This window comes from Cupriavidus sp. 22TCCZM01-5, from assembly GCF_057798915.1.
The window spans coordinates 26,967-49,547 of record NZ_JBYOJR010000030.1 but is presented as its reverse complement, the minus strand read 5'-3'; the positions used below and the strand labels follow the sequence as shown (position 1 = coordinate 49,547).

23 protein-coding genes are annotated in these 22,581 nt (G+C 68.3%); 16 read left to right on the top strand and 7 right to left on the bottom strand.

Features of this window, described 5'->3' with window-relative positions; translation table 11 throughout:
* Nucleotides 1–156 precede the first annotated feature (156 nt).
* From AC3FNH_RS23985 to AC3FNH_RS23965, 5 genes are all read left to right on the top strand, one after another.
* Nucleotides 157–1,560, top strand: a complete 1,404-nt coding sequence (locus AC3FNH_RS23985) for a sigma-54-dependent transcriptional regulator (RefSeq protein WP_276102409.1) — start codon at nucleotides 157–159, stop codon at nucleotides 1,558–1,560.
* 169 nt (nucleotides 1,561–1,729) lie between these two features.
* Nucleotides 1,730–2,467: a sensor histidine kinase gene (locus AC3FNH_RS23980; RefSeq protein ID WP_488721801.1), complete on the top strand. Its 738-nt coding sequence runs from the start codon at nucleotides 1,730–1,732 to the stop codon at nucleotides 2,465–2,467.
* A gap of 174 nt (nucleotides 2,468–2,641) precedes the next feature.
* On the top strand, nucleotides 2,642–2,995 hold the full coding sequence (locus tag AC3FNH_RS23975) for a hypothetical protein (protein ID WP_488721800.1): 354 nt from the start codon (nucleotides 2,642–2,644) through the stop codon (nucleotides 2,993–2,995).
* Between the two features lie 69 nt (nucleotides 2,996–3,064).
* Nucleotides 3,065–3,658 (top strand): hypothetical protein, encoded by a 594-nt coding sequence (locus AC3FNH_RS23970; protein ID WP_276102406.1) that lies wholly within the window; start codon nucleotides 3,065–3,067, stop codon nucleotides 3,656–3,658.
* Nucleotides 3,659–3,722: 64 nt separating this feature from the next.
* The gene (locus tag AC3FNH_RS23965; RefSeq protein ID WP_276102405.1) at nucleotides 3,723–4,181 is read left to right on the top strand and encodes a PRC-barrel domain-containing protein; all 459 of its coding nucleotides are present in this window, start codon (nucleotides 3,723–3,725) and stop codon (nucleotides 4,179–4,181) included.
* A gap of 138 nt (nucleotides 4,182–4,319) precedes the next feature.
* Here AC3FNH_RS23965 and AC3FNH_RS23960 read toward each other — a convergent pair whose 3' ends face one another.
* Nucleotides 4,320–4,763, bottom strand: a complete 444-nt coding sequence (locus AC3FNH_RS23960; protein ID WP_488721799.1) for a BON domain-containing protein — start codon at nucleotides 4,761–4,763, stop codon at nucleotides 4,320–4,322.
* Nucleotides 4,764–4,899: 136 nt separating this feature from the next.
* On the opposite strand from AC3FNH_RS23960, the gene AC3FNH_RS23955 reads away from it, so the two are divergent.
* From AC3FNH_RS23955 to AC3FNH_RS23945, 3 genes are read left to right on the top strand one after another with little or no spacing between them, the layout of a single operon-like run.
* Nucleotides 4,900–5,412, top strand: coding sequence for a low affinity iron permease family protein (locus tag AC3FNH_RS23955; RefSeq protein ID WP_488721798.1), 513 nt, complete (start codon nucleotides 4,900–4,902; stop codon nucleotides 5,410–5,412).
* Between the two features lies 1 nt (nucleotide 5,413).
* Nucleotides 5,414–6,556 (top strand): DUF3182 family protein, encoded by a 1,143-nt coding sequence (locus AC3FNH_RS23950; RefSeq protein ID WP_488721797.1) that lies wholly within the window; start codon nucleotides 5,414–5,416, stop codon nucleotides 6,554–6,556.
* A complete protein-coding gene (locus AC3FNH_RS23945; protein WP_488721796.1) occupies nucleotides 6,543–7,376 on the top strand; it encodes an alpha/beta hydrolase family protein in 834 nt (277 codons plus the stop codon). The genes AC3FNH_RS23950 and AC3FNH_RS23945 overlap by 14 nt, the downstream gene beginning before the upstream one ends.
* Before the next feature lie 67 nt (nucleotides 7,377–7,443).
* On the opposite strand, the gene AC3FNH_RS23940 is transcribed toward AC3FNH_RS23945, so the two are convergent.
* The 4 genes from AC3FNH_RS23940 to AC3FNH_RS23925 form a co-directional block, all read right to left on the bottom strand.
* Nucleotides 7,444–7,632, bottom strand: a complete 189-nt coding sequence (locus AC3FNH_RS23940; protein WP_276102400.1) for a DUF3008 family protein — start codon at nucleotides 7,630–7,632, stop codon at nucleotides 7,444–7,446.
* A 93-nt stretch (nucleotides 7,633–7,725) separates the two neighbouring features.
* The gene (locus AC3FNH_RS23935) at nucleotides 7,726–7,884 is read right to left on the bottom strand and encodes a DUF3309 family protein (RefSeq protein ID WP_276102399.1); all 159 of its coding nucleotides are present in this window, start codon (nucleotides 7,882–7,884) and stop codon (nucleotides 7,726–7,728) included.
* Nucleotides 7,885–8,077: 193 nt separating this feature from the next.
* A complete protein-coding gene (locus AC3FNH_RS23930) occupies nucleotides 8,078–8,731 on the bottom strand; it encodes a response regulator (protein WP_488721795.1) in 654 nt (217 codons plus the stop codon).
* On the bottom strand, nucleotides 8,728–10,755 hold the full coding sequence (locus AC3FNH_RS23925) for a type IV pili methyl-accepting chemotaxis transducer N-terminal domain-containing protein (protein ID WP_488721794.1): 2,028 nt from the start codon (nucleotides 10,753–10,755) through the stop codon (nucleotides 8,728–8,730). The genes AC3FNH_RS23930 and AC3FNH_RS23925 overlap by 4 nt, the downstream gene beginning before the upstream one ends.
* Before the next feature lie 356 nt (nucleotides 10,756–11,111).
* Between AC3FNH_RS23925 and AC3FNH_RS23920 the strand changes: the two genes are divergently transcribed.
* The 3 genes from AC3FNH_RS23920 to AC3FNH_RS23910 are packed head-to-tail and all read left to right on the top strand — an operon-like array spanning nucleotide 11,112 to nucleotide 13,657.
* Nucleotides 11,112–11,537 carry a hemerythrin domain-containing protein gene (locus tag AC3FNH_RS23920; protein ID WP_488721793.1) on the top strand — a complete coding sequence of 142 codons (426 nt, stop codon included), beginning with the start codon at nucleotides 11,112–11,114 and terminating at the stop codon, nucleotides 11,535–11,537.
* Between the two features lie 25 nt (nucleotides 11,538–11,562).
* Entirely contained in the window at nucleotides 11,563–12,885 is a 1,323-nt protein-coding gene (locus AC3FNH_RS23915; RefSeq protein WP_488721792.1) for a hypothetical protein, read from the top strand.
* A complete protein-coding gene (locus AC3FNH_RS23910; RefSeq protein ID WP_488721791.1) occupies nucleotides 12,878–13,657 on the top strand; it encodes a Crp/Fnr family transcriptional regulator in 780 nt (259 codons plus the stop codon). The genes AC3FNH_RS23915 and AC3FNH_RS23910 overlap by 8 nt, the downstream gene beginning before the upstream one ends.
* Here the strand turns inward: AC3FNH_RS23910 and AC3FNH_RS23905 are convergent.
* Nucleotides 13,579–14,769 (bottom strand): NAD(P)H-dependent flavin oxidoreductase, encoded by a 1,191-nt coding sequence (locus AC3FNH_RS23905; protein ID WP_276102393.1) that lies wholly within the window; start codon nucleotides 14,767–14,769, stop codon nucleotides 13,579–13,581. The two genes, AC3FNH_RS23910 and AC3FNH_RS23905, sit on opposite strands and share 79 nt — an antisense overlap.
* A 258-nt stretch (nucleotides 14,770–15,027) precedes the next feature.
* On the opposite strand from AC3FNH_RS23905, the gene ubiU reads away from it, so the two are divergent.
* The 3 genes from ubiU to ubiT are packed head-to-tail and all read left to right on the top strand — an operon-like array spanning nucleotide 15,028 to nucleotide 17,461.
* The gene (ubiU, locus tag AC3FNH_RS23900) at nucleotides 15,028–16,056 is read left to right on the top strand and encodes a ubiquinone anaerobic biosynthesis protein UbiU (protein WP_488721790.1); all 1,029 of its coding nucleotides are present in this window, start codon (nucleotides 15,028–15,030) and stop codon (nucleotides 16,054–16,056) included.
* Between the two features lie 29 nt (nucleotides 16,057–16,085).
* Nucleotides 16,086–17,000 carry a U32 family peptidase gene (locus tag AC3FNH_RS23895; protein WP_488721789.1) on the top strand — a complete coding sequence of 305 codons (915 nt, stop codon included), beginning with the start codon at nucleotides 16,086–16,088 and terminating at the stop codon, nucleotides 16,998–17,000.
* Nucleotides 16,997–17,461 (top strand): ubiquinone anaerobic biosynthesis accessory factor UbiT, encoded by a 465-nt coding sequence (ubiT, locus tag AC3FNH_RS23890; protein ID WP_488721788.1) that lies wholly within the window; start codon nucleotides 16,997–16,999, stop codon nucleotides 17,459–17,461. Before AC3FNH_RS23895 ends, ubiT begins: the two co-directional genes overlap by 4 nt.
* Nucleotides 17,462–17,500: 39 nt before the next feature.
* Here the strand turns inward: ubiT and norR are convergent, their stop codons facing one another.
* On the bottom strand, nucleotides 17,501–19,066 hold the full coding sequence (gene norR, locus AC3FNH_RS23885; RefSeq protein WP_488721787.1) for a nitric oxide reductase transcriptional regulator NorR: 1,566 nt from the start codon (nucleotides 19,064–19,066) through the stop codon (nucleotides 17,501–17,503).
* Between the two features lie 143 nt (nucleotides 19,067–19,209).
* Between norR and ytfE the strand changes: the two genes are divergently transcribed.
* Nucleotides 19,210–19,887 carry an iron-sulfur cluster repair protein YtfE gene (gene ytfE / locus AC3FNH_RS23880; RefSeq protein ID WP_488721786.1) on the top strand — a complete coding sequence of 226 codons (678 nt, stop codon included), beginning with the start codon at nucleotides 19,210–19,212 and terminating at the stop codon, nucleotides 19,885–19,887.
* Between the two features lie 38 nt (nucleotides 19,888–19,925).
* Nucleotides 19,926–22,211 carry a nitric-oxide reductase large subunit gene (locus tag AC3FNH_RS23875; protein WP_488721785.1) on the top strand — a complete coding sequence of 762 codons (2,286 nt, stop codon included), beginning with the start codon at nucleotides 19,926–19,928 and terminating at the stop codon, nucleotides 22,209–22,211.
* The last annotated feature ends 370 nt before the right edge of the window (nucleotides 22,212–22,581 follow it).

Genomic DNA, 22,581 nt, shown 5'->3' with positions numbered 1-22,581 from the left:
TAGACTCCGGGTACGCACCTTGCGTTGCGCCCGCGTGTCCGCGATGCGAACGTTTGTGTTGCGTCGCAGCAGGCGGGCATGCCGCGTTTGCCAACCGGCCCAACCGGCCCACCGCTGTTCCCCGGCAAACTTCCCGGCCGTCGGGCCGCGCCATCCATGCCTCATATCCTGATTGTCGACGACGACGAAAACGCCTGCGCCGCGCTGGCCGAAATCGTGGCACTGGAAGGGTTCACAGCCGCTACCGCGGGCAGCCTGCGCGAAGCGCGGCTGCAGATCGGCTGGCGCATGCCCGACGTGATCCTGGCGGACCTGCGCCTGCCCGATGGCAGCGGCATGGAATTGTTTGCCGAGGTGGCGTCGGCCGGCGTCGAAGTCATCCTCACCACGGGGTATGCCAGCGTGGACAGCGCGGTGGAAGCCTTGCGCTCGGGTGCGACCGATTACCTGGTCAAGCCCATCAACGTGGCACGCTTGCAGATCGTGCTCAAGCGCCTGGCCAATACCGGCGCGCTGCGCGCGGAAATCCATTCGCTGCGCGGCGAATTGCGGCGCTACGGCCGCTTCGGGCGCTTGCTGGGCAGCTCCGATGTCATGCAGGCGGTCTATGACCAGCTCGCGCGCGTGGCCCCGACCGAGGCCACCGTACTGCTGATCGGCGAAAGCGGCACCGGCAAGGAACTGGCCATGCTGACCGTGCATGAACTGTCTGCGCGGCGGCGCCAGCCCTTCCTGGCGGTGAACTGCGGCGCGATCTCGCCGACCCTGATCGAGACCGAGATGTTCGGCCACGAGCGCGGCAGCTTCACCGGCGCCGACCGCCAGCACAAGGGCTATTTCGAGCGCGCCCATGGCGGCACGCTGTTCCTCGACGAGATCACCGAGATGCCGGCGGAGTTGCAGGTCAAGCTGCTGCGCGTGCTCGAGACCGGCACCTTCATGCGCGTGGGAACGAACCGCGAGCAGCATGCCGATGTACGCGTGCTGGCCGCCACCAACCGGAATCCCGAAGATGCCGTGGCCGAAGGCAAGCTGCGCGCGGACCTCTTCCACCGGCTCAATGTGTTTCCGGTCGAACTGCCGCCGCTGCGCGCGCGCGGCGACGACGTCATCCAGATTGCCAATACCATGCTGGAGCAGCTCAATGCCGAACAGGGCACGGCGCGGCGCTTTGCCCCGGGCGTGCTCGACAGCCTGCGCCTGCATAGCTGGCCGGGCAATGTGCGCGAGTTGCGCAACTTCGTGCAACGGGCCTACATCATGGCTGACGACGACCTCATCACCGAGGTTCAGGTGCCGCTGCAGGTCGCGGCCACGCAGGCACCAGCGTCCGCGATGGTGTCGGTGCCGGTGGGGATGTCGCTGGCCGATGCCGACCGCCAGCTCATTTTCGCGACCCTGGAGCAGTGCGCGGGCGTGAAGAAGCACGCGGCGGAAATCCTTGGCATCAGCCTGAAGACCCTCTACAACCGCCTAGAAGACTACGCGGCTCGCGGCGAGCTGCCGGAATGGCTGCGTGCGTCGCGCAGCAGCCAGGCCGGCGCCTCGGCCGGGGGCTGATTCCCGCGGGCGCGCTGGCGCAGTCATGGGCCGGCCTTGTCTGGCGTTGCATGCTTTTTGCATGGCAACGGTGTGGAAAACGGCGGGGCCAACAATTATGACGCAGCATTCGCCAGCCAGCGAACATCCGAACCCCGAAGGCGGGCCATGGCCTCTGGTGGATCAGGACGTGCGCACTGTCACCGAGGTAGGGGCCCTGATCGACCAGACCGCGCACGACCTGCGTTCCTCCCTCAATGCCATCCAGAGCTGGGCCTATGTCCTCGAACGCGCTGTCGACCAGGCGGGGCCCGCCCGGCGCGCGCTGGAGGGCGTGCGCGCGGGCGTCCAGCAGCAGCTTGCGCTGGTCGACGAAATGGAAGAGGCGGTGCGGCTGCTCGCCGACGAAGGCAGCCCGCAATGGCGCCGCACCGACCTGCTGGCCGCAACGATGCAGGCAGTGGCCGACCGCCGCCCGGCAGCGACGGCACGCGGCGTAGAGTTGAAGCTGGAGCAGGCTGACGGCGCCGCGGCCGGGTGGTTCATCGACGCGGATCCGGCCCGGTTGGCGGCGCTGCTGCGCCATCTGCTGGTGCATTGCATCTGGCGCGCACAGGCTGGCGGCACCGTGTCGGTCCATTTGTCCGCACAGGCCGACCACGTCAAGCTGCGCATCACGGAAAGCCCGCTGCTGGATCAGACGCGCAGCGCCAACCGCCTGTCCGCGCTGTCCGATTTCTTCGGCAGGCGCCCGCCCCAGGCTGGCCAGTCTTCGCGGCAGTCCAGCGCCCTGCTGCTGACCCGCCGCATGGTCGAACTGCACGGCGCCGCCCTGAGTTCCGAGGGGGAGACCTGCAATACGGACAAGGTGACGGTCTGCATCGCGGTGAAGTTCCCCCGACACGCGTTTCGCGCGCCAGGGCTATAGCTGGCTGTAGCTTTTACATCGCCCCGGCACAAAGTGCGCGCGCCAAGCGTGCGCGTCAGCGGTCGATTGCCGCGTACCCACGGCCATGTGCGCAGCGGGCGGCACAATGCGTGCGCCGCCCCGCCTGGCCCACCGATTGCATAGGGAGGGACGTTCCTTTTCGGAGGCCCAGCCATGCACAAAGCCCACGCTCCCGCCAAGGCCAGTCCGGCTCGCAAGCCCGCCGCCCATACCGGGAAAACGGCAAGCGCGCGCAAGCCTGCTGCCGCGAAGCAGGCCAGGCCAGATGCCAGGTCATCCGCGCCCGCCGAAGACAAGCGCAAGACCTATCAGGGCGCTGTCGATGACTCGCTGGAAATGACATTCCCCGCCAGCGACCCGATCTCGCCAAGTGCGGCGATGCACGCCGAAAAGAAGACCCGGACTCACCGCGACGACGTCGACTGGAAGCTCAAGCGCGGCAGTGAACACCAGCCCGCCGGCGCGAAGCCCGCCGGACGCCGCAAGGGCGCCACAGGCCGCAGCTGAGCGGCGTGCCATGGCCTGGCCGCCGATCGCAAGTGTCCGATGACAGCGCATGAGACAGGAGGAGCCACGATGACTGATGCCATCATCGCCGGTCGTTTCGACAGTTTCGCCAAGGCGGAAACCACCGCGGGCCGCCTGCGCGCGCAAGGTGTCGCGCAAGAGGACTTGAGCGTCTTCTACGTGAATCCGCCGGGCCAGCACGCTGCCTACCCGATCGGCGGCGATACCGCTGTCGATCCCGGCTCGCGCCGTTCAGGCTTCGGTGCCGTCGCGGGTGTGTTGCTGGGCGCCACTGCGGGCGCCGCGCTTGGCGCGGCGATCATCACCATCATGGGAGTGTCGCCGCCAGTGTCTTTGTTCGTGCTGGTTTTTGCCACGGGGCTTTGCGCTTATGTCGGATCTCTGGTGGGGGGCGCGCTGTCGCTGACGCGCGGGGGGCGCGCCGAAGGCCGCCGCGGCCGTGCTCCGGTGCGCAATGCCGGGGTGTTGCTGGCCGCGCATGTCGAACCGGGCAACGCTGGCCTGGTATGCGATTTGTTGCGCAAGGGCGGCGCCCGCGACATCGAGCGCGCGCAGGGCCATTGGCGCGAAGGCCGCTGGGCCGACTTTGATCCACTGGCACCGCCGGTGCCGGCCGGGCGCGAAGGCGAGCGCCACGCGTGACTGGCCAAGGAAATGACGGACGACTGCTCTCGTCCATCTGCTTGCATCACTTCAGGAGGTGTCCATGAGACAAGACCAACCCCCGCCCCGGGAACCGCAGCCGCGCGGCGCGGCGATTGTCGGCAGCATCGACCGCGATTCGCCGGGCCCAGGCCCGTTCGTGATGGCGGCCGATACGCTGGAAGGCAACAAGGTGGTCGATCCCGCAGGCGATGATCTCGGCACCATCGACCACATCATGATCGACGTGCCGGGCGGACGTGTTGCCTACGCCGTGCTTGCCGTTGGCGGCTTCCTTGGCATCGGCGAGAAACTGTTTGCATTGCCGTGGTCGGCCCTGACGCTCGACACGCGCCGCAAGTGCTTCGTGCTGGGCGTGGAGAAAGACCGCCTGAAGGCCGCGCCGGGATTCGACAAGGACCACTGGCCGGGCATGGCCGACTCGCAGTGGGCCACGAGTATTCACGAGTACTACGGCATATCGCCGTACTGGGAGTCGGACCGCTACGATCCGTGGCACTGATCCGGCGCACCGGCCTCACTGGCCGCGCCGGAAAGTGCGGCGCGGCCATGACCAGGATTCAGGGTGGGAGAACGGGGCGAGGGCCGGCGGCATTTGCGCCGGCCCTCGCTTTGCCTGCCAGGCATGGGTATTGCCGGGTCAGACCTTGTGGTGGATCTGGCCGGCAGGCGGCGCCACCGGGATCGCGTTGGTGTGGTTCGCGTCCGGTTGTGCGGGCGGCGGCGGATCGTCGTGCCGCGTGCGCAGGGCGTTGTGCACGCCCAGCACGCCGGGACTGATGGCAGCGGCTTTTTCGATTTCCTGCGCAACGGCGGGGCTGTCGACGCAGCCAGTCAGTGTGACGCGGCGGTCGGCGACTTCAATGGCAAGCCCCTGCGGCAAGCTGCCAGCAAACGCCTCGGCGATGCGGGCCCGGACCTGCGCTTCAAGTTCGCTGGATGACGTCATGGCGATCTCCGGCTGTGGGAACAGGAACACGGGACGGCGCAAGATGCGTTCCCGCACCGCATCTGGCGGCTTCGTGGCGAAGTGGCTTGCGCGTTGTAGGACGGCGACCGCTGAACCAAGGGCGGTGCGCTCCATACAATGAAAGCAGCGTGTCGGCGGCAGGCGTTGCTTGCCGCGAACGAGGAGAGCAGCGATGAGCAGAAACGGTCTCGGCCTGCCGGGTCGGCCAGGCCCGGCATCCGCAACAGGCGCGCGGCCAGGATCCTGGCTGATGCACCGGTTCGACCGCTTTGCCGGTGCGGCCACGCGCTACGCCGGCTCGGCAGCGGCCTTTGTCATCTCGGTGGTCGTGGTGCTTGCGTGGGCGCTCACGGGTCCCATGTTCGACTACTCGGAAACATGGCAGCTGGTGATCAATACCGGCACCACGATCGTCACCTTCCTCATGGTCTTCCTGATCCAGCAAAGCCAGAACAAGGACGCCATTGCGGTACACCTGAAGCTCAACGAGCTGCTGGCCTCGCATCGCGAAGCGAGCAATATGCTGGTATCGATCGAAGATCTCGACGAGGAGGAGCTGCGCCAGCTCGTCGCCTTCTATCGCCACCTGGCGGCGCTCGCCGACAAGGAAGGCGGACTGAAAACTAGCCACTCCCTGGACGAGGCGCGCCTCAACCAGGCGGCGAAGCGAGAGGCACGGGTAAGCCGTCGCTCGGCTGCGATGGCTGCCGGGCCGCAGCCGGCAGGCTCCCCGGAACCCGGCACGTCTCGCCAGGAAGCGTGATATGCCGGCGGATCGCGGCAAGGCCAGGCAGGTGATGGTGTATGGCTGCGCCGACTACGGGCAGCCCGACAGCCACCAGGCCGTGACGCTGGAGCGCATCGGCAGGAAGGTGGCGCAGCTCGCCGGCTACGGCTTCGGCGGTGCCTACGAGGCCTGCGCCAGCACGCCCGAGGCAGCTTTGTACCTTGTGCCCCTGGACACGCTGGTCGGTGTCGCGCAGGCACGTGCGCTGGGCGTCCACGGGGTCGAAGACCTGTATGGCGGTGTGGTGCCGTTTGCCTTCGTTGCGACCAAGGCGATCACGCACGGGCTGGTCGCGCCCGATGCGGCGGCCCCGCAAGGCTGGTATCCGGGCTTCGAGCGGCGGGCCCGTGCGGCGGTGCTGCCAGGCTTTACCGCGTTCTCGCTCGAAGATGCCCGTCAGGCGGGCATGCGCTTGCTGGCCGGGGGCGTTGTCCGCCTGAAGGATCCGTGCGGCATCGGTGGACTCGGCCAACAGACGGTCGACAGCGAAGCGGCCCTCGACGCGGCGCTGGCAGCCATGTCGGCGGCCAGCATCGAGGCCAATGGCCTCGTGCTCGAACGCGACCTGGCTTCGCCGCGAACCTATAGCGTCGGGCAGGTGCTGCTGGACGGCTTGCTGGCCAGCTATTGCGGCATCCAGGATCTCACCGCAAACAACAGCGGCGAGCAGGTCTATGGCGGGTCGACACTGACGGTGGTGCGCGGCGGCTTCGACGCGCTGCTCGCGCAGCCGTTCGCGCCATGCGCGCTGTCCGCGGTGCGTGCGGCAACGGCCTATCACGACGCCGCGCTCGACGGTTATCCGGACATGGTGCTGTCGCGCTGCAACTACGACGTGGCCTTCGGCGTGCCGTCAGGCGACGCCGGTGCCAGGGAGCTTGGCGGCGTACTCGAACAGTCCTGGCGCGTCGGCGGTGCGACCGGCGCCGAACTGGCTGCGCTGCAGGCCTTGCATGCCGATCCGCGCCGCCACCGCGTGGTGGCCGCGACGCGTGAAGTCTATGGCGAAGGCGTGTCGGTCCCCGACGGCGCCGAAGTGTATTTCCAGGGCGAGGACCGCGACATGGGCCCGCTGACCAAGTATGCATTCCTGGAGTCGGATGACCATGGCAACCCATGAAGACGTGATCGAGATCCAGAGCGAAGGCGGCAGCATTGCCGGCACGCTGATCGCGCCGGCCACCAAGCTGCCCGGCGTGCTGTTCGTGCATGGCTGGGGCGGCAGCCAGGAGCAGTACCTGGCTCGTGCGCGCAAAGTGGCGGGCCTTGGCTGCGTGTGCCTGACCTTCGACCTGACCGGCCATGCCGGCACCCGTGCGCAATACGAGACCGTCAGCCGCATGCGTAACCTGGCCGACCTCGTGGCCGCCTACGATGTGCTCGTGCGTCATCCGGAAGTCGACCGCAACGCCATTGCCGTGGTCGGCAGCAGCTACGGCGGCTACCTGGCGGCAGTGCTGACGACGCTGCGCCCGGTGCGCTGGATGGCGCTGCGCGCCCCGGCGCTGTATATGGACGAGGGTTGGGAGCTGCCCAAGCGCCAGCTTCACCGCGACCAGGACCTGGCGACCTACCGGCGCTCGGTGGTGCCGCCCGACGCCAATCGCGCGCTGCGGGCCTGCACCGGATTCGAGGGCGACGTGCTCATCATCGAATCGGAAAGCGACCAGATCGTTCCGCATGCCGCCGTCACAAGCTACGTGGACGCCTGCGTGCACGCCAATTCCATGACCTACCGCGTGATCAAGGGCGCCGATCACGGCCTGGCCGACGAAGAGCACCAGCGTGCCTATTCCAGCCTGCTGGTGAACTGGCTGCGCGAGATGGTCACCGGGGCGCGCGCGGGGCCGGTTGCGGCGCAGCAGCGGCCTGCAGCCGCGAATGCGCCATCCGCTGACGGCGAACCGCTCGCCCAGGAGGGATCCGGCACGGCCCCCTAGCGCAAGAACGCCCGCCCGCAGAGCGGGACGGGCGTTCGATGGCGTATCCGGATGGACGGGCAGGCGCTCAGCGACCGGATACGTGCTTGGGTTTGCCCTTGGTCCCGGTCGACGCCATCTTCTCGAGTTCCTTGGTGCTCATGGACTTGGCCATTGACCTGGACGCTCCCTTAAGCGCGCCGGCTTTCTTCTCGCCGCGCTTGGCGGCGAGCGCCGCACCTGCGGCCTGCTGCTGTGCTTTGGATTTCGCTGGCATGTTTATCTCCTGCTTCACTGAGGCACTGCGTCCGGCCACCGAACGGTGGCCGGACGGCAACGCGTTCATGGACGGGGGAACGGGGCTGCCTGTCTATATGCGGCCCAGGACCACCAACAGCAGCACGATGAGGACGATCAGTCCCAGTCCACCGCTTGGCCAGTAGCCCCATTCGGCGCTATACGGCCACGCCGGCAAGGCGCCGACCAGCAACAGGACGAGGAGGATTAGAAGAATGGTGCCGATTCCCATATCGCGCTCCAGGTTTTGGCCGATAGGCCACGCTTGTCATCTGGGCTTGTCGCTGTCGGGCACCCTTTGCTGAATCGGAGCCGTGGACAGGCTTCGCCACGTAATTTCAGCGTAGGCGAGGGGCCAGCCGCATCCTTCCGGAACGCGGCTGAAAACGGTGTAGGAATCGGATGACGCCCCGGCGCCGGGGTGGCTAGCCCGCCTCGTTCAGGCCGTGTTCCACCGCGTAGACCGCCACCTGCACGCGGCTGGCGAGATTGAGCTTCTTGAGGATGTTCTGCACGTGGATCTTCACGGTGCTCTCGGCCACGCCCAGGTCGCGGGCGATCTCCTTGTTGCTCTCGCCGCGTGCCAGTCCCTGCACGATCTCGCGCTCGCGCGCAGTCAGCCGCGCCGTGTCGTCCTGCCGCACGGGCGCCGGAGCCGGTGCGCGGAATTGCTGCACGAGCTTGGCGGTCATGGCTTCCGAGATCACCGGCTCGCCGGCGGCGGCATGGCGGATCGCGCTGGTCAGGGCCTCGGTCTCGATGTTCTTCAGCAGGTAGCCGCGCGCGCCGCTGCGCAGCGCGGTGGCCAGTTCCTCGGCCTCTTCGGAGACGGTGAGCACGATGACGGCGGAGTCGGGCAGGTCTTCGACCAGGAGCTGCAGCGCTTCCAGCCCTGACAGGCCGGGCATGTTCAGGTCGAGCAGGATGACGTCGGGGCGATGCTGCTTGGCGCGCTTGATGCCCTCCACCCCGTCGGCCGCTTCATCGACGATCTCGAAGTCGGCCTGCCGCTGCAGCAGCGCGCGGATGCCCGAGCGGAACAGCGTGTGGTCGTCGATCAGCAAGATGCGGATGGTCATGGCAAGGACTCCTGGGTTGGGCGCGGCAACGCTTGCCCCGCAGTGGAATGGCGTTCCGCGCGGGCGGCCTGGCCGCCGCGCGGCAGCACCAGCTCGATGCGCGTGCCCTGCGCGGGGCGGGCCTCGATGGCAAGCCGCGCGCCGAGGCGCGCCGCGCGTTCGCGCATGATGTTCAGGCCAACATGCACGTCGCTGTCGTGCCCGAGTTCGGCCGGATCAAAGCTTTCGCCATCGTCCTCGACCACGAGGTGGAAATCGTGCCCGTAGCTCAGCGACACGGTGACGTGCGCGGCCATGGCGTGCTTGCGCACGTTGGACAGCGCCTCCTGCAGGATGAACAGCACCTGCAGTTGCTGCTCGGGTTGCAGCGGCAGGTGGTTGCCATGGTCGTCGATGACCAGCGTGGCTTCGGTGCGGCACTGGCGGCGGAAGCGCTCCACCGTTTCCTCGACGGCGGGGCGCAGCTCGCCGGGCGTGAGCCGCGAGCGGAAGTTGTTCAGCAGTTCGCGCACGTCCTGGTAGCTCTCTTCGACGCCATGGCGAAGCATCGGCACGAGCTCGCGCGTCTCCGCCAGATCGTCGCGTGCCACCGCATCGCCGAGCAGCTGCACCTGCAGGTTCAGGAAATTGAGGCCCTGCGCAATGCTGTCGTGCAGGCCCTGCGCGACCAGGTTGCGCTCTTCCACCACGGCAAGCTGGCGCGCGCTCGCGGACAGGCGCAGGTGTTCCAGCGCCGTGCCCAGATGCTGGGCGAGGGTTTCGAGCAGCTGACGATCCGAAGCGGGCAGCTCGCGCGGTGCGCGGAAGTGCAGCGCAAAGGTGCCGATGGCGCCGCGCTGGCTCTCGATGCGGAATGCCGCCATGGCGCTGAAACCTTCGCGCGTGCAGGGCGAGGGCTGCGGCAGCAGCGGGCGGCGCGTGGTCTTGCGCAGGTCGGCAATGGCGACCACGCCTTCGTGCGTGGCATCGCCGCAATGGCAGGCGTCGACCGCCATGCAGTTGCCGGCCTCGGCCAGCGCCGCGGGCAGGCCCGCGGAGGCAAGCAGGTGGAGCTTGCCGTGCTGTGCGTCCATGACCCGCACGGAGCCGCCATCGGCATCGAACTGGCGCATCACGCGCTGCAGGAAGCCGCGCGCCATGGCTTCGGCATCGCGCGCCTGGTTGAGGAAGGCCGCCATGTCGTAGAGCGTTTCAAGATCGCGGTTCTGGCGCTCCAGTTCGGCGGTCTTGCTGGCCACGCGCGAAGCCAGGTCCTGGTACAGGTCCTGCAGCTCGTCGGCCATGCGGTTGAAGCCCGCGTTCAGGGTGCCGAACTCGTCGCGCGTTTCGACGGGCAGGCGCAGCGTGAACTCGCGCGCGGCCATGCGGCGCAGGCCGTCCTGCAGGCGCAGCACCGGCAGGATGATCCACAGGTAGAGCAGGTAGATGACCGCCACCGTGCCCACGCATGCAATGGCCGCCAGCCCGGCCTGCGACAGCCGCAGCAGGTCGGTCTTGCGCGCGCTGTCGTGCTCGATCAGCATGACCAGGCGGTCGGCCTGGGCGACGAACCCCGGCAGCGCCTTCACGTAGGCGGGTCCGTCACCCGCGCGCGCCAGCGGCCGCAGGCCCCGCTGCCAGTCATGCACGACGCGGTCGAGCTGCGCATGGATGGCTGGCTCGTCCGGCAGGAACAAGGGCCGCACCGGGTTGCCCTTGCGCAGCTGGGCCAGCGTGGCGTCGAGCGCCTGGATCTGCGCGGCCCGCTCACTTGGCTGGCCGACGTCGGCGAGACCGAGCTCGATCGCCACGCGGTTGGCGCGCATGCGCAGGCTGCCGGCGTCATTGATGGCGGCGCCCGCGCCTTCGAGCTTCCACGACAGCCAGAGCGTGCCGGCGATCATGGTGAGCACCACCAGCAGCGAAGCCAGTGACAGAAGGATGATGCGCGTGGACAGGCGGTAGCGCGGCGGTGTCAGGCCGGCGGCATCGGGAAACGGGCTGCTGTCCGCGACGGGCGCAGTGTCGGTGTCGGAATTGGACATGGGAAAGACATGGGAACAAGGTCTGGGGACTGGGGGCGGTCAACCTTAATGGAAGATTGTCCGCGCGCGCGGGGCGAGTCAGCATGCGCCAGATCAAGAAAACGTCATTCCTTGACATGATTTTGTGCTGCATGGTGCGCTTCCGACGGAGGCACGGTGCTTGTGCGACTCCACCCGGTTTCGGCTTGAGTAAATATCACGACGTGATGTAATAAAAACACGCGTGCCTCTCCTGCGCCATATAGACCCTGAAGGCTCCGGGTCATGTCCGCGAATCTTGCGCGGACTTATTCGCGATCAAGTCCATACGGCAATGGGGGTCCTAGCATCCCTTCGACTGACCCCGGAGAACCGCCATGTCCAGCGCCATTGAGACCCTGGTGCGCCAGCACCGCGATTGCGATCAAGCCCTTGAAGGCCTCGAAGCGAGTCTTCGCCAGCCGGACTGGGATGCGGCGACGGGAGCGTTCGCGCGCCTCGAAGCCGCGCTGCAGGGGAATTTCACGGCCGAGGAGGAGCGCCTGTTCCCCGCCTTCGAGCAGGTGGCCGGCTCCGCCGGTGGTCCTACCGCGGTGATGCGCCACGAGCATGGCGACGTGCGCGCGCTGCTCGATAACGCGCGCGAATGGCTGCAGCTGCGCGACGCCAACGCGCTGGCCGCGGAACTCGACACACTCTCCGTGCTGCTGCAGCAGCACAACCTCAAGGAAGAGAAGGTGCTGTTCCCGATGTGCCGCGCGCACGTGCCCGGCCTTGACGCCTTGCTGGCGAACGTCGGCTGACAGTCTTCAAAAAGGGAACGCCACCTTGAAAGCCGCCAGCCTCGACTACGAACGCGCGCCGCGTCCCGGCGTGGTGTTCGGTTGCGTGATGCCGGCGCCCTGGCTGGGGGCCGCCGCGGGCTTGCTGCTCGCGCTTGGCCCCGTGGCCGGCCTGCCCGACAGGTTCGCGCCGCTGGCGCTTGCGGCCGTGCATGTGCTGGCGCTCGGCATGCTGCTGCCGGTCATGCTCGGCGCCTTGTTCCAGATGATGCCGGTGGTGGCTGGCGTGGCGGTGCCGGGCTCGGGCGGCCTCGCACCGCTGGTGGCGCTGGCAGGCGGCACGACGGCCGGTGCGCTGGCCGCGGGCTTTCTCGGTGGCGGCCCCGCACCGTTCCGCGTTGCCGCGGCGACCGGCGGCCTGCTCTTGCCGCTCGCGGGGGGCTTGCTGCTGCTGGCTGGGCGGCGGGTCGCCGCGGTGGATGCCACCACGCGCACGCTGGCCGGTATCGGCATGCCGCTGGCGGTGACCGGACTGCTCGGCGCAGCCCTGGCGGGCTGGTTCGGCGGGCTGTGGGTGGTGCCGCCGTCGCAGTGGCTGGCGCTGCATGTGACCTGGGGCCTGGGCGGGTGGCTGGCCGCACTGGTGACCGGGGTGGCGACCACGGTGCTGCCGATGTTCTGGCAGGCGCCGCGCCAGCCGCGCTGGCTGGAGCGCTGGCTGCCGCTCGGGCACTGGTTGCCCCTGCTGGCATTCAGCGTGCTGGTGGTGGCGCGGCCAGATGGCGCGCTCGCACGCTGGGGCCTCTTGCCGTGGCTGCTGTTTGCGGCGCTGGTGGCCGGAATCGGACTGCGGGCCACGCTGCGCGCGCGGCGCCGCCATGATCCGGTCTGGATGCTGTGGCCGGTTGCCGCGGCGAGCATGCTGGCCGCGGCGCTGTTCGCGGCGGTCCTGCCGCTGGCACCGGAGCCGTGGCACGCGGTGCTGTCATGGTGGACCGGCACGCTGGCGCTGGTCGGCGGCGGCGTGGTGCCCGTGACCGCCATGCTCGGCAAGATCGTTCCTTTCCTGGTATGGCTGCACCTGCGCCGGCTGCTGCCGCCGCGCGCGCGCGTGCCGGCCATGCAGGCCATCATCACGCCGTCTGCCCAGCGGCGACAGGCCTGGCTGCTGCTGGCTGCCTTCGCGATGCTGCTGGCATTGCCGCTTGCGCCGGCATGGCTGGCGCGCGCCGGCGGCGTGGCGTTTGCGCTCGCCAATGGCTGGCTCGGGCTGCAGTTGCTGAAGGCAATGCGATGCATGCGCGCCATGCGTGCGCGCGGCGGGCTGCCGCCGCGCAAGCCGCTTGCGCAAGGAGTTCACCATGGCTGAGATCGAGATGCTCGACAGCTTGCCGCTGTTCCGCGGCGTCGATGCCCGCGTGCTGGACGCGATCGCCGGCGCGGCCACGCAGCGGCGCCTGCACAAGGGCGAGTTCCTGTTTCGCCGCGGCGAACCGTGCCGCGGACTGTTCATCGTGATGGACGGGCTGGTAAAGCTTTCGCTGCCCGCTGCGGCCGGCGGCGCCAAAGGCGCGGAGCGGGCCATCGAAGTCTTTGGCCCCCGTGCGGCCTTTGGCGAGGATGTGCTGTTCATGGACGCGCCGCAGCCCGCCGACTGCCAGGCGATGACGCGCACTACCGTGCTCTGCATCGGGAGCGCCGTGCTTTGGGACGCGGTGTCGCGCGACCCGTTGCTGTCGGCGCGCCTGCTGCGCAACCTGTCCAGCCGCCTGCATGCGCTGATGCGCGATATCGAGGCCACGAGCCTGCACAACGCCTTGCAGCGCGTGGCCGGATTCCTGTGCGATGAGGCGCGCGCGGGACGGCGCACATGGCTGGCCTGCACGCAGCGCGTGATGGCCTCCAAGCTCGGCATCACGCCTGAAACCTTGTCGCGCGTGGTCAGCCGCTTCTGCGCCGAGAAACTGGTGCGGCTCGAGCGCGGCAAGATCTTCCTGCTCGATACCGATGGGCTGGGGCGCCTGGCTGACGATGCGTCACGCGCGGACGCCCCGGCCGCCGCTCATGCGGCGACGGTGGCCGCGGTGGCGACGATGGCCGGTGCGGCCATCGCGGCAGGCTTTTCGCCGGTGAGCAGGTAGTGGAGCAGGTCCGCCACCGGGCGGATCGCTTCGCCGAATGGCAGCGTGCCCTTGCCGCGGAAGAACAGCCCGCGCTCCACGTCGCCGCGCACGGCCTGCGCCAGCTTCAGGTCGATGCAGAACTGGCCGATGCGTGACACGCCGTCGCGCAGGCCGCAGGCGTGCAGGCAGTCAAAGCCTTCCAGGCAGTCGCGGGGCTTGGCACGGCGCTGCAGGCGGCTTTCGCTCGACAGGTAGCGCGACAGCCACGGCGTGAGCACGGCGCGCGCCGGCAGGCCCGCCACGCTGGTGAACTCGCGCAGGTCCTCCGGGCGGGCGGTGGCCAGTACCTGCTTAAAGGCCGGATGCGCGTCGCATTCCTCCGTGACGGCAAAGGCGGTGCCGAGCTGCACCGCGGCAGCGCCTTCGCCGAGCCAGTGGCGCACCTTGGCATGGCTGTTGATGCCGCCCGCCAGGATCAGCGGAATGCTGTCCCACGCGAGCCCGAGCGTCTGGAACAGCTCGCGGCATTCGGTCAGCACGCGCGCAAACGAAAAGCGCTCCTCGCCAAGGTCCTGGATGGCGGGCGCGCCCAGATGCCCGCCCGCATGGGCCGGGTGTTCGACCACGATGGCGTCGGGCAGCCGCCCCTTCTTCATCCACTTGCGCAGCACCAGGCCGATGCCGCGTGCTTCCGACAGGATCGGGATCAGCGCGACTTTCGGGTGGTTCGCGGTCAGTTCCGGCAGATCCAGCGGGAGGCCCGCGCCCATGACGATGGCATCGGCGCCGCTTTCGCAGGCCTGGCGCACCAGCTGCGCGTGCGAGCCGACGGCCTTCATCACGTTGACGGCGACCAGGCCGCGTCCGCCGGACAACGCGCGCGCGCCCTGGATCTCGCGATCAAGCGCCACGAGGTTGATGGCCTCGATGCGTGCCTTGTCGCGCGTGCCGCGCGTCTGCGCGAGCAGGTCGGGATGATGGTGGCGCAGGTCGATGCTGGCAATGGTGCCCACGCCGTTGTGCGCGGCCACGGTACCCGCCAGGCGGTGCGCGGAAATGCCGATGCCCATGCCGCCCTGGACGATCGGCAGCAGCCGGCGCCCGGCCAGTTTCAGCCAGTGTTCTGTCATGATGGTCTCGCTTGTTGGGAACTGCGTGCGGCCCGCGATATCGGGCCGCGCACGAACGGCCAAGCGTGGCACAGCGTCCGGCGCTGGCGTTTGCCGCAGGTCAATGGGGCGCCACCGCCTGCACCAATGGCGTAGGCCGACCGGTCTATGCAGCAAGGCGTTGCGGCGCGGTTTGCGCATGGTCAAGTCCACACGTCAAGTGGCTCGCTAGCATCTGCGCTGGCCGAATTCCCGCGCCGCGCAAGCGGCGCCTCCGACATGACAACCTCATCTTCCGTACGGGCGCGCCCACCGCAACTGGTCGCGCCCGCCGGTTCGCTGACAGCGCTGCGCGCGGCGCTGGAGCATGGCGCCGATGCCGTCTACCTGGGCCTGCGCGACGCCACCAATGCCCGCAACTTCGGCGGGCTCAATTTCACCGAGGCCGATATTCGCACCGGCGTGGCCGAAGCGCATGCGCGCCACGCGGAGGTGCTGTTCGCCATCAACACCTTCCCGCAGATGGGGGAGGTGGCCAGGTGGCACCGTGCCGTCGATGCGGCCGCGGACCTCGGCGCCGACGCGGTCATCATGGCCGACGCGGGGTTGATGGCCTACGCGAGCCAGCGGCACCCGCAACTGCGGCTGCACTTGTCGGTGCAGGGTTCCACCACGCATGCCGATGCCATCGAGCTGATGCGCGAGCGCTTCAATATCAGGCGCGTGGTGCTGCCGCGCGTGCTCTCGCTCGCGCAGATCGGCAAGCTGGCGCGGCAGACCAGCGTGGAGCTGGAAGTGTTCGGCTTCGGCAGCCTGTGCGTCATGGCGGAGGGCCGCTGCCTGCTGTCCTCCTATGCCACGGGGGATTCCCCCAATAACAAGGGCGTCTGCTCGCCCGCGCACGCGGTGCGCTGGACCGAGCAGGACGGCACCATGCATGCTCGCCTGTCGGGCATCCTCATCGACAGCTACGCGCCCGGCGAGCCTGCCGGATATCCCACGCTGTGCAAGGGGCGCTTCGAGGTCGAGGGCGAGCGCGGCTACGTGCTGGAAGAGCCCACCAGCCTCAACGCGCTGTCACTGCTGCCGGCGCTGCTCGATATCGGCATCGCCGCGATCAAGATCGAAGGCCGCCAGCGCAGCCCGCGCTATGTGGCGGACGTGGTGGGCGTGCTGCGCGCCGCGATCGACGCCGCCTGCGCCGAGCCCGCGCGTTTTACGCCGCGCCAGGAATGGCAGGGCACGCTCGGCCGCCATGCCGAAGGCGACCAGGTGACACAGGGCGCCTACGACCGGCCGTGGCGATGAGCGCGGCAATTCCAACCACGGAGCCATTCATGCGGGAAACCTCCACACGCGGCGCGGCCAGGTTCGGCATTGCGCTGGGACCGTTGCTGTACTACTGGCCGCGCACGGCGGTGATGCAGTTCTATGCCGACGTCGCCGGATCGGCCGTCGATCGCGTCTACCTTGGCGAGACCGTATGCACGCGCCGCCACGAACTGCGCCATGCGCACTGGCTCGAGATCGCGCAGATGCTGCGCGAAGCCGGCAAGGAAGTGGTGCTGTCCACGCCGGTGCTGATCGAGTCCGACACCGATATCGCCTGCATGCGCCGCGTCTGCGAACAGGACGACTACCTGGTCGAGGCCAACGATGTCGGCGCGGTGCGTTGCATGGGCGGGCGCCCGTTCATCGGCGGCCCGCATCTGAACGTCTATCACGCGGACACGCTCGCGTGGCTGGCCAGCCTTGGCGCCCGGGGCTGCGTGGTGCCGGTCGAGATGGACGGCGCCACGCTGGCCGCGCTGTCGGCGGGGCGCTGCGCCGGCGTGGCACTGGAAGTGCTGGCCTGGGGCCGCATGCCGCTGGCGTTCTCGGCGCGCTGCTTCACTGCGCGCCACCATCGGCTGCGCAAGGATGCGTGCGAATTCCGTTGCCTCGACTATCCGGACGGCCTGGTTGCCGCCACGGGCGAGGGGCAGGCCTTTTTTACGCTCAACGGCATCCAGACCCAGTCGGCGACGTGCCTGGATCTGTGCGACCAGGCGCAGGCGATGGCGCACATGGGTGTCGACATGTTGCGTGTGAGCCCGCATTCGACGGGGACGATCGAGGCGGTGGCCGCGCTGGCGGCGATCCGCGCCGGCGAACGTGCGCCTGGGCCGAGCGGCGTGGTGCCGGCCGGCGCGCAACCATGCAACGGGTACTGGCATGGACGTCCCGGCATTGCGTGGGAGGACCGGCCATGAGCGCGCTGCAAGGACTGCTGGCCCGCGTGCATCGGCGCATGCCTGCCCGTGCGCGCGCCATGCCGCTGGTCTCGGCACTGGAGCTGGCGCGGCGCGCCGGGTGGCTGGAGCCGCCCGCCGCGCTGGACGGGCACACCTTCCTGCTGACCGTGGAGGATCTCGGCCTGGATGTGCCATTTCGTTGCGAGCAGGGGCGTTTCCGTACGACCGGCCGCGGCGCCGGTGAGCCCGAACTGACGTTGCGGGCCCGCGTGCCCGACTATCTACGCCTGCTGGCGGGGCAGTGCGACACCGACACGCTCTTCTTCCAGCGCAAGCTGGTGATCAGCGGTGATACCGCACTGGGGCTTGAAGTGAAGTACTGGCTGGACGCCGCGCCGAGGCCGCCATGGCTGGAACCGCTGGTATCGCGGCTCGCTGCCGGGCTGGGCGTGGCGGCGCCGGAGACGCGGCATCGTTGAGGCGGGCAGGCGGCTTGCGCACCGTCTTACCGGAGCCGCCTACTTGCACCCAAGCCGCTTAGCCAGCTTGTGCAGGTTGCTGGCGTCGATGCCGAGCTGGCGCGCGGCCTGGGCCCAGTTGCCGTGGTGCGCGCGCAGCGCCTGGTCGATGCAGTCGCGCTGGGTTTGCTCGACAGCGTCGCGCAGCGTGGCACCGGCAGGCAGTGCCACCGGGTGGCGCTCGGTCTCCGCGACATGCGCAACGGGCGCCGATGCATCGGACGGCGCCGCCAGGCTGTCCAGGTCGAGCAGGTCGGGCTCCAGCGTCACGATGTCATTGCGGTTGGCGCCGCGGCTCACGGAGCGCAGCGCCGCGCGGCTGACCACATGCTCGAGCTCGCGCACATTGCCGGGCCAGCGGTAGCGGCGCAGCGCGTCCTGCGCGGCCGGCGACAGGCGCAGGCTGCGCATGCCGAGCCGCGCGCGGTTCAGTTCCAGGAAGCGCCCCGCCAGCAGCAGTACATCGTTGCCACGCTCGCGCAGCGGGGGAATCGGGATTGGGTAGACCGACAGCCGGTGGTACAGGTCCGCGCGGAACGAGCCGTCGCGCACATGCTCGCGCAGGTTGCGGTTGGTGGCGGCGATCACGCGCACGTCGACGCGGCGCGGCTTGTCCGAGCCCAGGCGCTGGATCTCGCCGTTTTGCAGCGTGCGCAGCAGCTTGGCCTGGATCGCCAGCGGCAGCTCGCCCACTTCATCGAGGAACAGCGTGCCGCCGTCGGCGGCCTCGAAGCGGCCGGGCCGCTCGCCCGTGGCGCCCGAGAACGCGCCCTTGACGTGCCCGAACAGCTCGCTTTCCGCGAGCGATTCCGGCAGCGCGGCGCAGTTCACGTGGACCAGCGGGCGCTCGCGCCGGCGCGACAGGCGATGCAGCCGGTGCGCGAACAGCTCCTTGCCGACGCCGGTCTCGCCGAGCAGCAGCACCGGCAGCTCCGAATCGGCCACCACGTCCAGTTCATGCAGCAGCCCGGTGATGGCCTCGCTCTGGCCGACGATCTCGCTCTCGTCGGCTGGCAGCTCGTTGTCGGGGGTCTTGCCGCGCGATAGTTGCAGCGCGCGGATTTCAGCCTCCAGCCGCGTGGTGCGGATGGCGCTTTCGACCAGCAGCGTGAGCCCCTCGAGCGCGGCCTGCGCGGTATCGTCGAAGGTGCCTACCTGCAATGCATCGAGCGTCAGCACGCCCCAGACGCGGCCGTCCTGTTCCAGGCTGATGCCCATGCAGTCATGCACGGGCAGCGGCTCGCCCACGTGCTCGTCGATCAGGCCGTCATAGGGGTCGGGCAGCGCGCTGTCATGGTGGAAGCACGTGACGCCGCGCCGCGCCAGGATCGCGCCAAGCCGCGGGTGCAGGCCGACCGCAAAGCGGCGGCCAAGTGCATCGCGCACCAGCCCGTCCACGGCCACGGGCCGCAGGTGTTCTTCTTCGAGCCGCAGCAAGGCCACGGCGCCACAGCCGAAGTGCGCGCGCAGTGCGCTGACCAGCCGCTGCAGGCGCACCGCGTGCGGCAGGTCGGCGACCACATCCGCCAGCAGTTCCGTATAGATGTCCCGTTGGTTTAGGGTCATAAATACCTTTAAGGGTAGAAAACACCCACACATAGGATGGGTGAATTTTACCGTGATTTTTTTAACTAATTGATTTTCAAGAAATAAAAACTGGCACGATACTCGCGATAGTGATGTGCAAACCATTCGAGAAGGAGCACATCATGCGCTTGCAAGACCAGCCTCTGGGCCAGCTGGCCCGCCGTATTCCGGGTGCCACGGGCATCTTCCACGACTATGACCTCGACTTCTGCTGCGGAGGCAAGCAGACGCTGCGCGATGCCGCGGCCGCCAAGGGCCTGGATGCCGAAGCCATCGAAACCCGCCTGCAGACTTTGCAGCGCGACAGCGAACCGGTGCAGACCGACTGGGGCGCCGTGCCGCCGGCCTCGCTGATCGCCCATATCCTGACGCGCTTCCACGAGCGCCATCGCGAGCAACTACCCGAACTGATCCGCCTGGCCCGCCGTGTCGAGCATGTGCATGGAGACCGGCCGGATTGCCCTGTTGGCCTGGCCGATCATCTCGTGGTCATGCGCGACGAACTGGAAGCGCATATGCAGAAGGAAGAGCAGGTGCTGTTCCCGATGCTGGCACGCGGGCTGCAGGCCGCCGCGACGGCGCCGATTACGGTGATGCGCATGGAGCATGACGACCACGGCGAAGCCCTGCAGCGCCTGGCCACGCTGACCAACGACATCACGCTGCCGCGCGCGGCGTGCAACACCTGGCGGGCGCTGTACCTCGGCCTGCGCACGCTGCGCGAAGACCTGATGGAACACATCCACCTGGAAAACAACATCTTGTTCGAGCCGGCCACCGCGCAGGCCGCGAACGACTGAGCCAACGCCAACACATTCCCATTAAAGCGAGCCTTATCATGGGTCCCTATCGCAGACTCTGGTTTCTGCTGATCGCCGTGCTGGCGGTCACGTTCTCCCTGCTCGGCTACTACGGTGTCGAGGTTTACCGGCAAGCGCCGCCGACGCCTGCCAAGGTGGTGGTCAGCGACGGCCGCACGCTCTTCACCGGCGAGGACATCCTCGACGGCCAGACCGCGTGGCAATCGGTCGGCGGCATGCAGCTTGGCTCCATCTGGGGCCACGGCGCCTACCAGGCGCCGGACTGGACCGCCGACTGGCTGCACCGCGAGCTGACCGCGTGGCTGGACCTGGCTGCGCAGCAGCAGTACGGCCGGCCGTATGCGAAGCTCGACGGCGCGGCACAAGCCGGGCTGCGCGAGCAATTGCGCGCCGAGTACCGCGGCAACCATGCCGATCCGCAGACCGGCGTGCTGACCGTGTCGCCGCGCCGTGCGCAGGCCATGGCACAGACCGCGGACTACTACGATCGCCTGTTCTCGGACTCGGCCGACCTGCACACGAGCCGCGAGCATTTCGCGATGAAGGAGAACACGCTGCCCAGCGCCGAACGCCGCGCGCAGCTCACGCGTTTCTTCTTCTGGACGGCATGGGCCGCGTCCACTGCGCGTCCAGGGCACGAAGCCACCTATACCAACAACTGGCCGCATGAGCCGCTGATCGGCAACCAGCCGACCAGCGAAAACGTGGTGTGGTCGGTCGTCAGCGTGGTGGTGCTGCTCGCCGGCGTCGGCCTGCTGGTGTGGGCCTGGGCGTTCCTGCGCGGGCAGGAAGAGGACCTGCCGCATGCCCCGACGCGTGATCCGCTGCTGGCCGTGGCGCTTACGCCGTCGCAACGCGCGCTCGGCAAGTACCTGTTCCTGGTGGTTGCGCTGTTTGTGTTCCAGGTGTTTCTGGGCGGCTTCACCGCGCACTACACGGTGGAAGGGCAGAAGTTCTACGGTATCGATGTCTCGCAATGGTTCCCGTATTCGCTGGTGCGCACCTGGCACATTCAGAGCGCGCTGTTCTGGATCGCCACGGGCTTCCTGGCAGCGGGCCTGTTCCTGGCACCGCTGATCAACGGCGGCAAGGACCCGAAGTTCCAGCGCCTGGGCGTGGACATCCTGTTCTGGGCGCTGGTGATCGTGGTGGTCGGCTCGTTCACGGGCAACTACCTGGCCATCGCGCAGATCCTGCCGCCGAACCTGAACTTCTGGCTGGGCCACCAGGGCTATGAGTACGTGGACCTGGGCCGCCTGTGGCAGATCGGCAAGTTCGCGGGCATCGTGATCTGGCTCGTGCTGATGATGCGCGGTATCTGGCCGGCGCTGCGTTCGCGCGGCGGCGACAAGAACCTGCTGGCGCTGCTCACGTCGTCCGTGGTTGCCATCGGCCTGTTCTACGGCGCGGGCCTGGCCTACGGCGAGCGCACCAGCCTGACGGTGATGGAATACTGGCGCTGGTGGGTCGTCCACCTGTGGGTGGAGGGCTTCTTCGAAGTGTTCGCCACCACGGCCCTGGCCTTTGTGTTCTGCACGCTTGGTCTCGTGTCGCGCCCGATGGCGACGGCCGCGAGCCTGGCATCGGCATCGCTGTTCATGCTCGGCGGCATTCCGGGCACGTTCCACCACCTGTACTTTGCTGGCACCACCACGCCGGTGATGGCGGTCGGTGCCGCGTTCAGCGCGCTGGAAGTGGTGCCGCTGATCGTGCTGGGTCATGAAGCGTGGGACAACTGGCGCCTGAAGGACCGCGCGCCGTGGATGGCCGACCTGAAGTGGCCGCTGATGTGCTTCGTCGCGGTGGCGTTCTGGAACATGCTTGGCGCCGGCGTCTTCGGCTTCATGATCAACCCGCCGATCTCGCTGTACTACATCCAGGGCCAGAACACTACGCCAGTGCATGCGCACGCCGCGCTGTTCGGGGTGTATGGTTTCCTCGCGCTCGGCTTCACGCTGCTGGTGCTGCGCTACGTGCGTCCGGCCTGCCGCCTGAGCCCGTCCCTGATGAAGACCGCGTTCTGGGGCCTGAACGCCGGCCTCGTGCTGATGATCAGCACCAGCCTGCTGCCGATCGGCATCATCCAGTTCCTGGCCAGCGTGGAATACGGTACCTGGTACTCGCGCAGCGAAGCGTTCATGCAGCAACCGATCCTGCAGACCCTGCGCTGGGTGCGCACGTTTGGCGACGTGGTGTTTATCGTCGGTGCCGTGTCGTTCGCGCTGCAGGTGGTGCTTGGGCTGGCTAATCGCACGGTCGCGGCGGATGCGCAGCCGGTGGGGCTGGAGCCGGCACGGCGGTGAAATCGATGGCTCCCCTGTTCCGCGTCGCGGCCCTGTGGCAGGCGAACGGAGCAGGGGATGCCGCATGTACCTGTACGCCTAAACAACGTACCTCAGGTCCTTCTGAGCGCTTGCACTGGATAACGCAAATTTCCCCACCAGTGAACTCGGATTTCTCCAAGTCCGATTGCAGAAAGCGCTCGCCATGCTTGCGAATCACGCAGTTCAGCGCTGGCAATGTCCCTCACATGCTTCTACACGGATTGATGCGCCCGATCAAATCGGGCGTAGTGATTGCTGCGCAGGATAGGCCGTCATCGTCCGGTTACGACGGTGACTGTTCAGCCTGGCACGAAGCGCCAGGCGTAACGGCACAGCAAAAGCGGAGGGA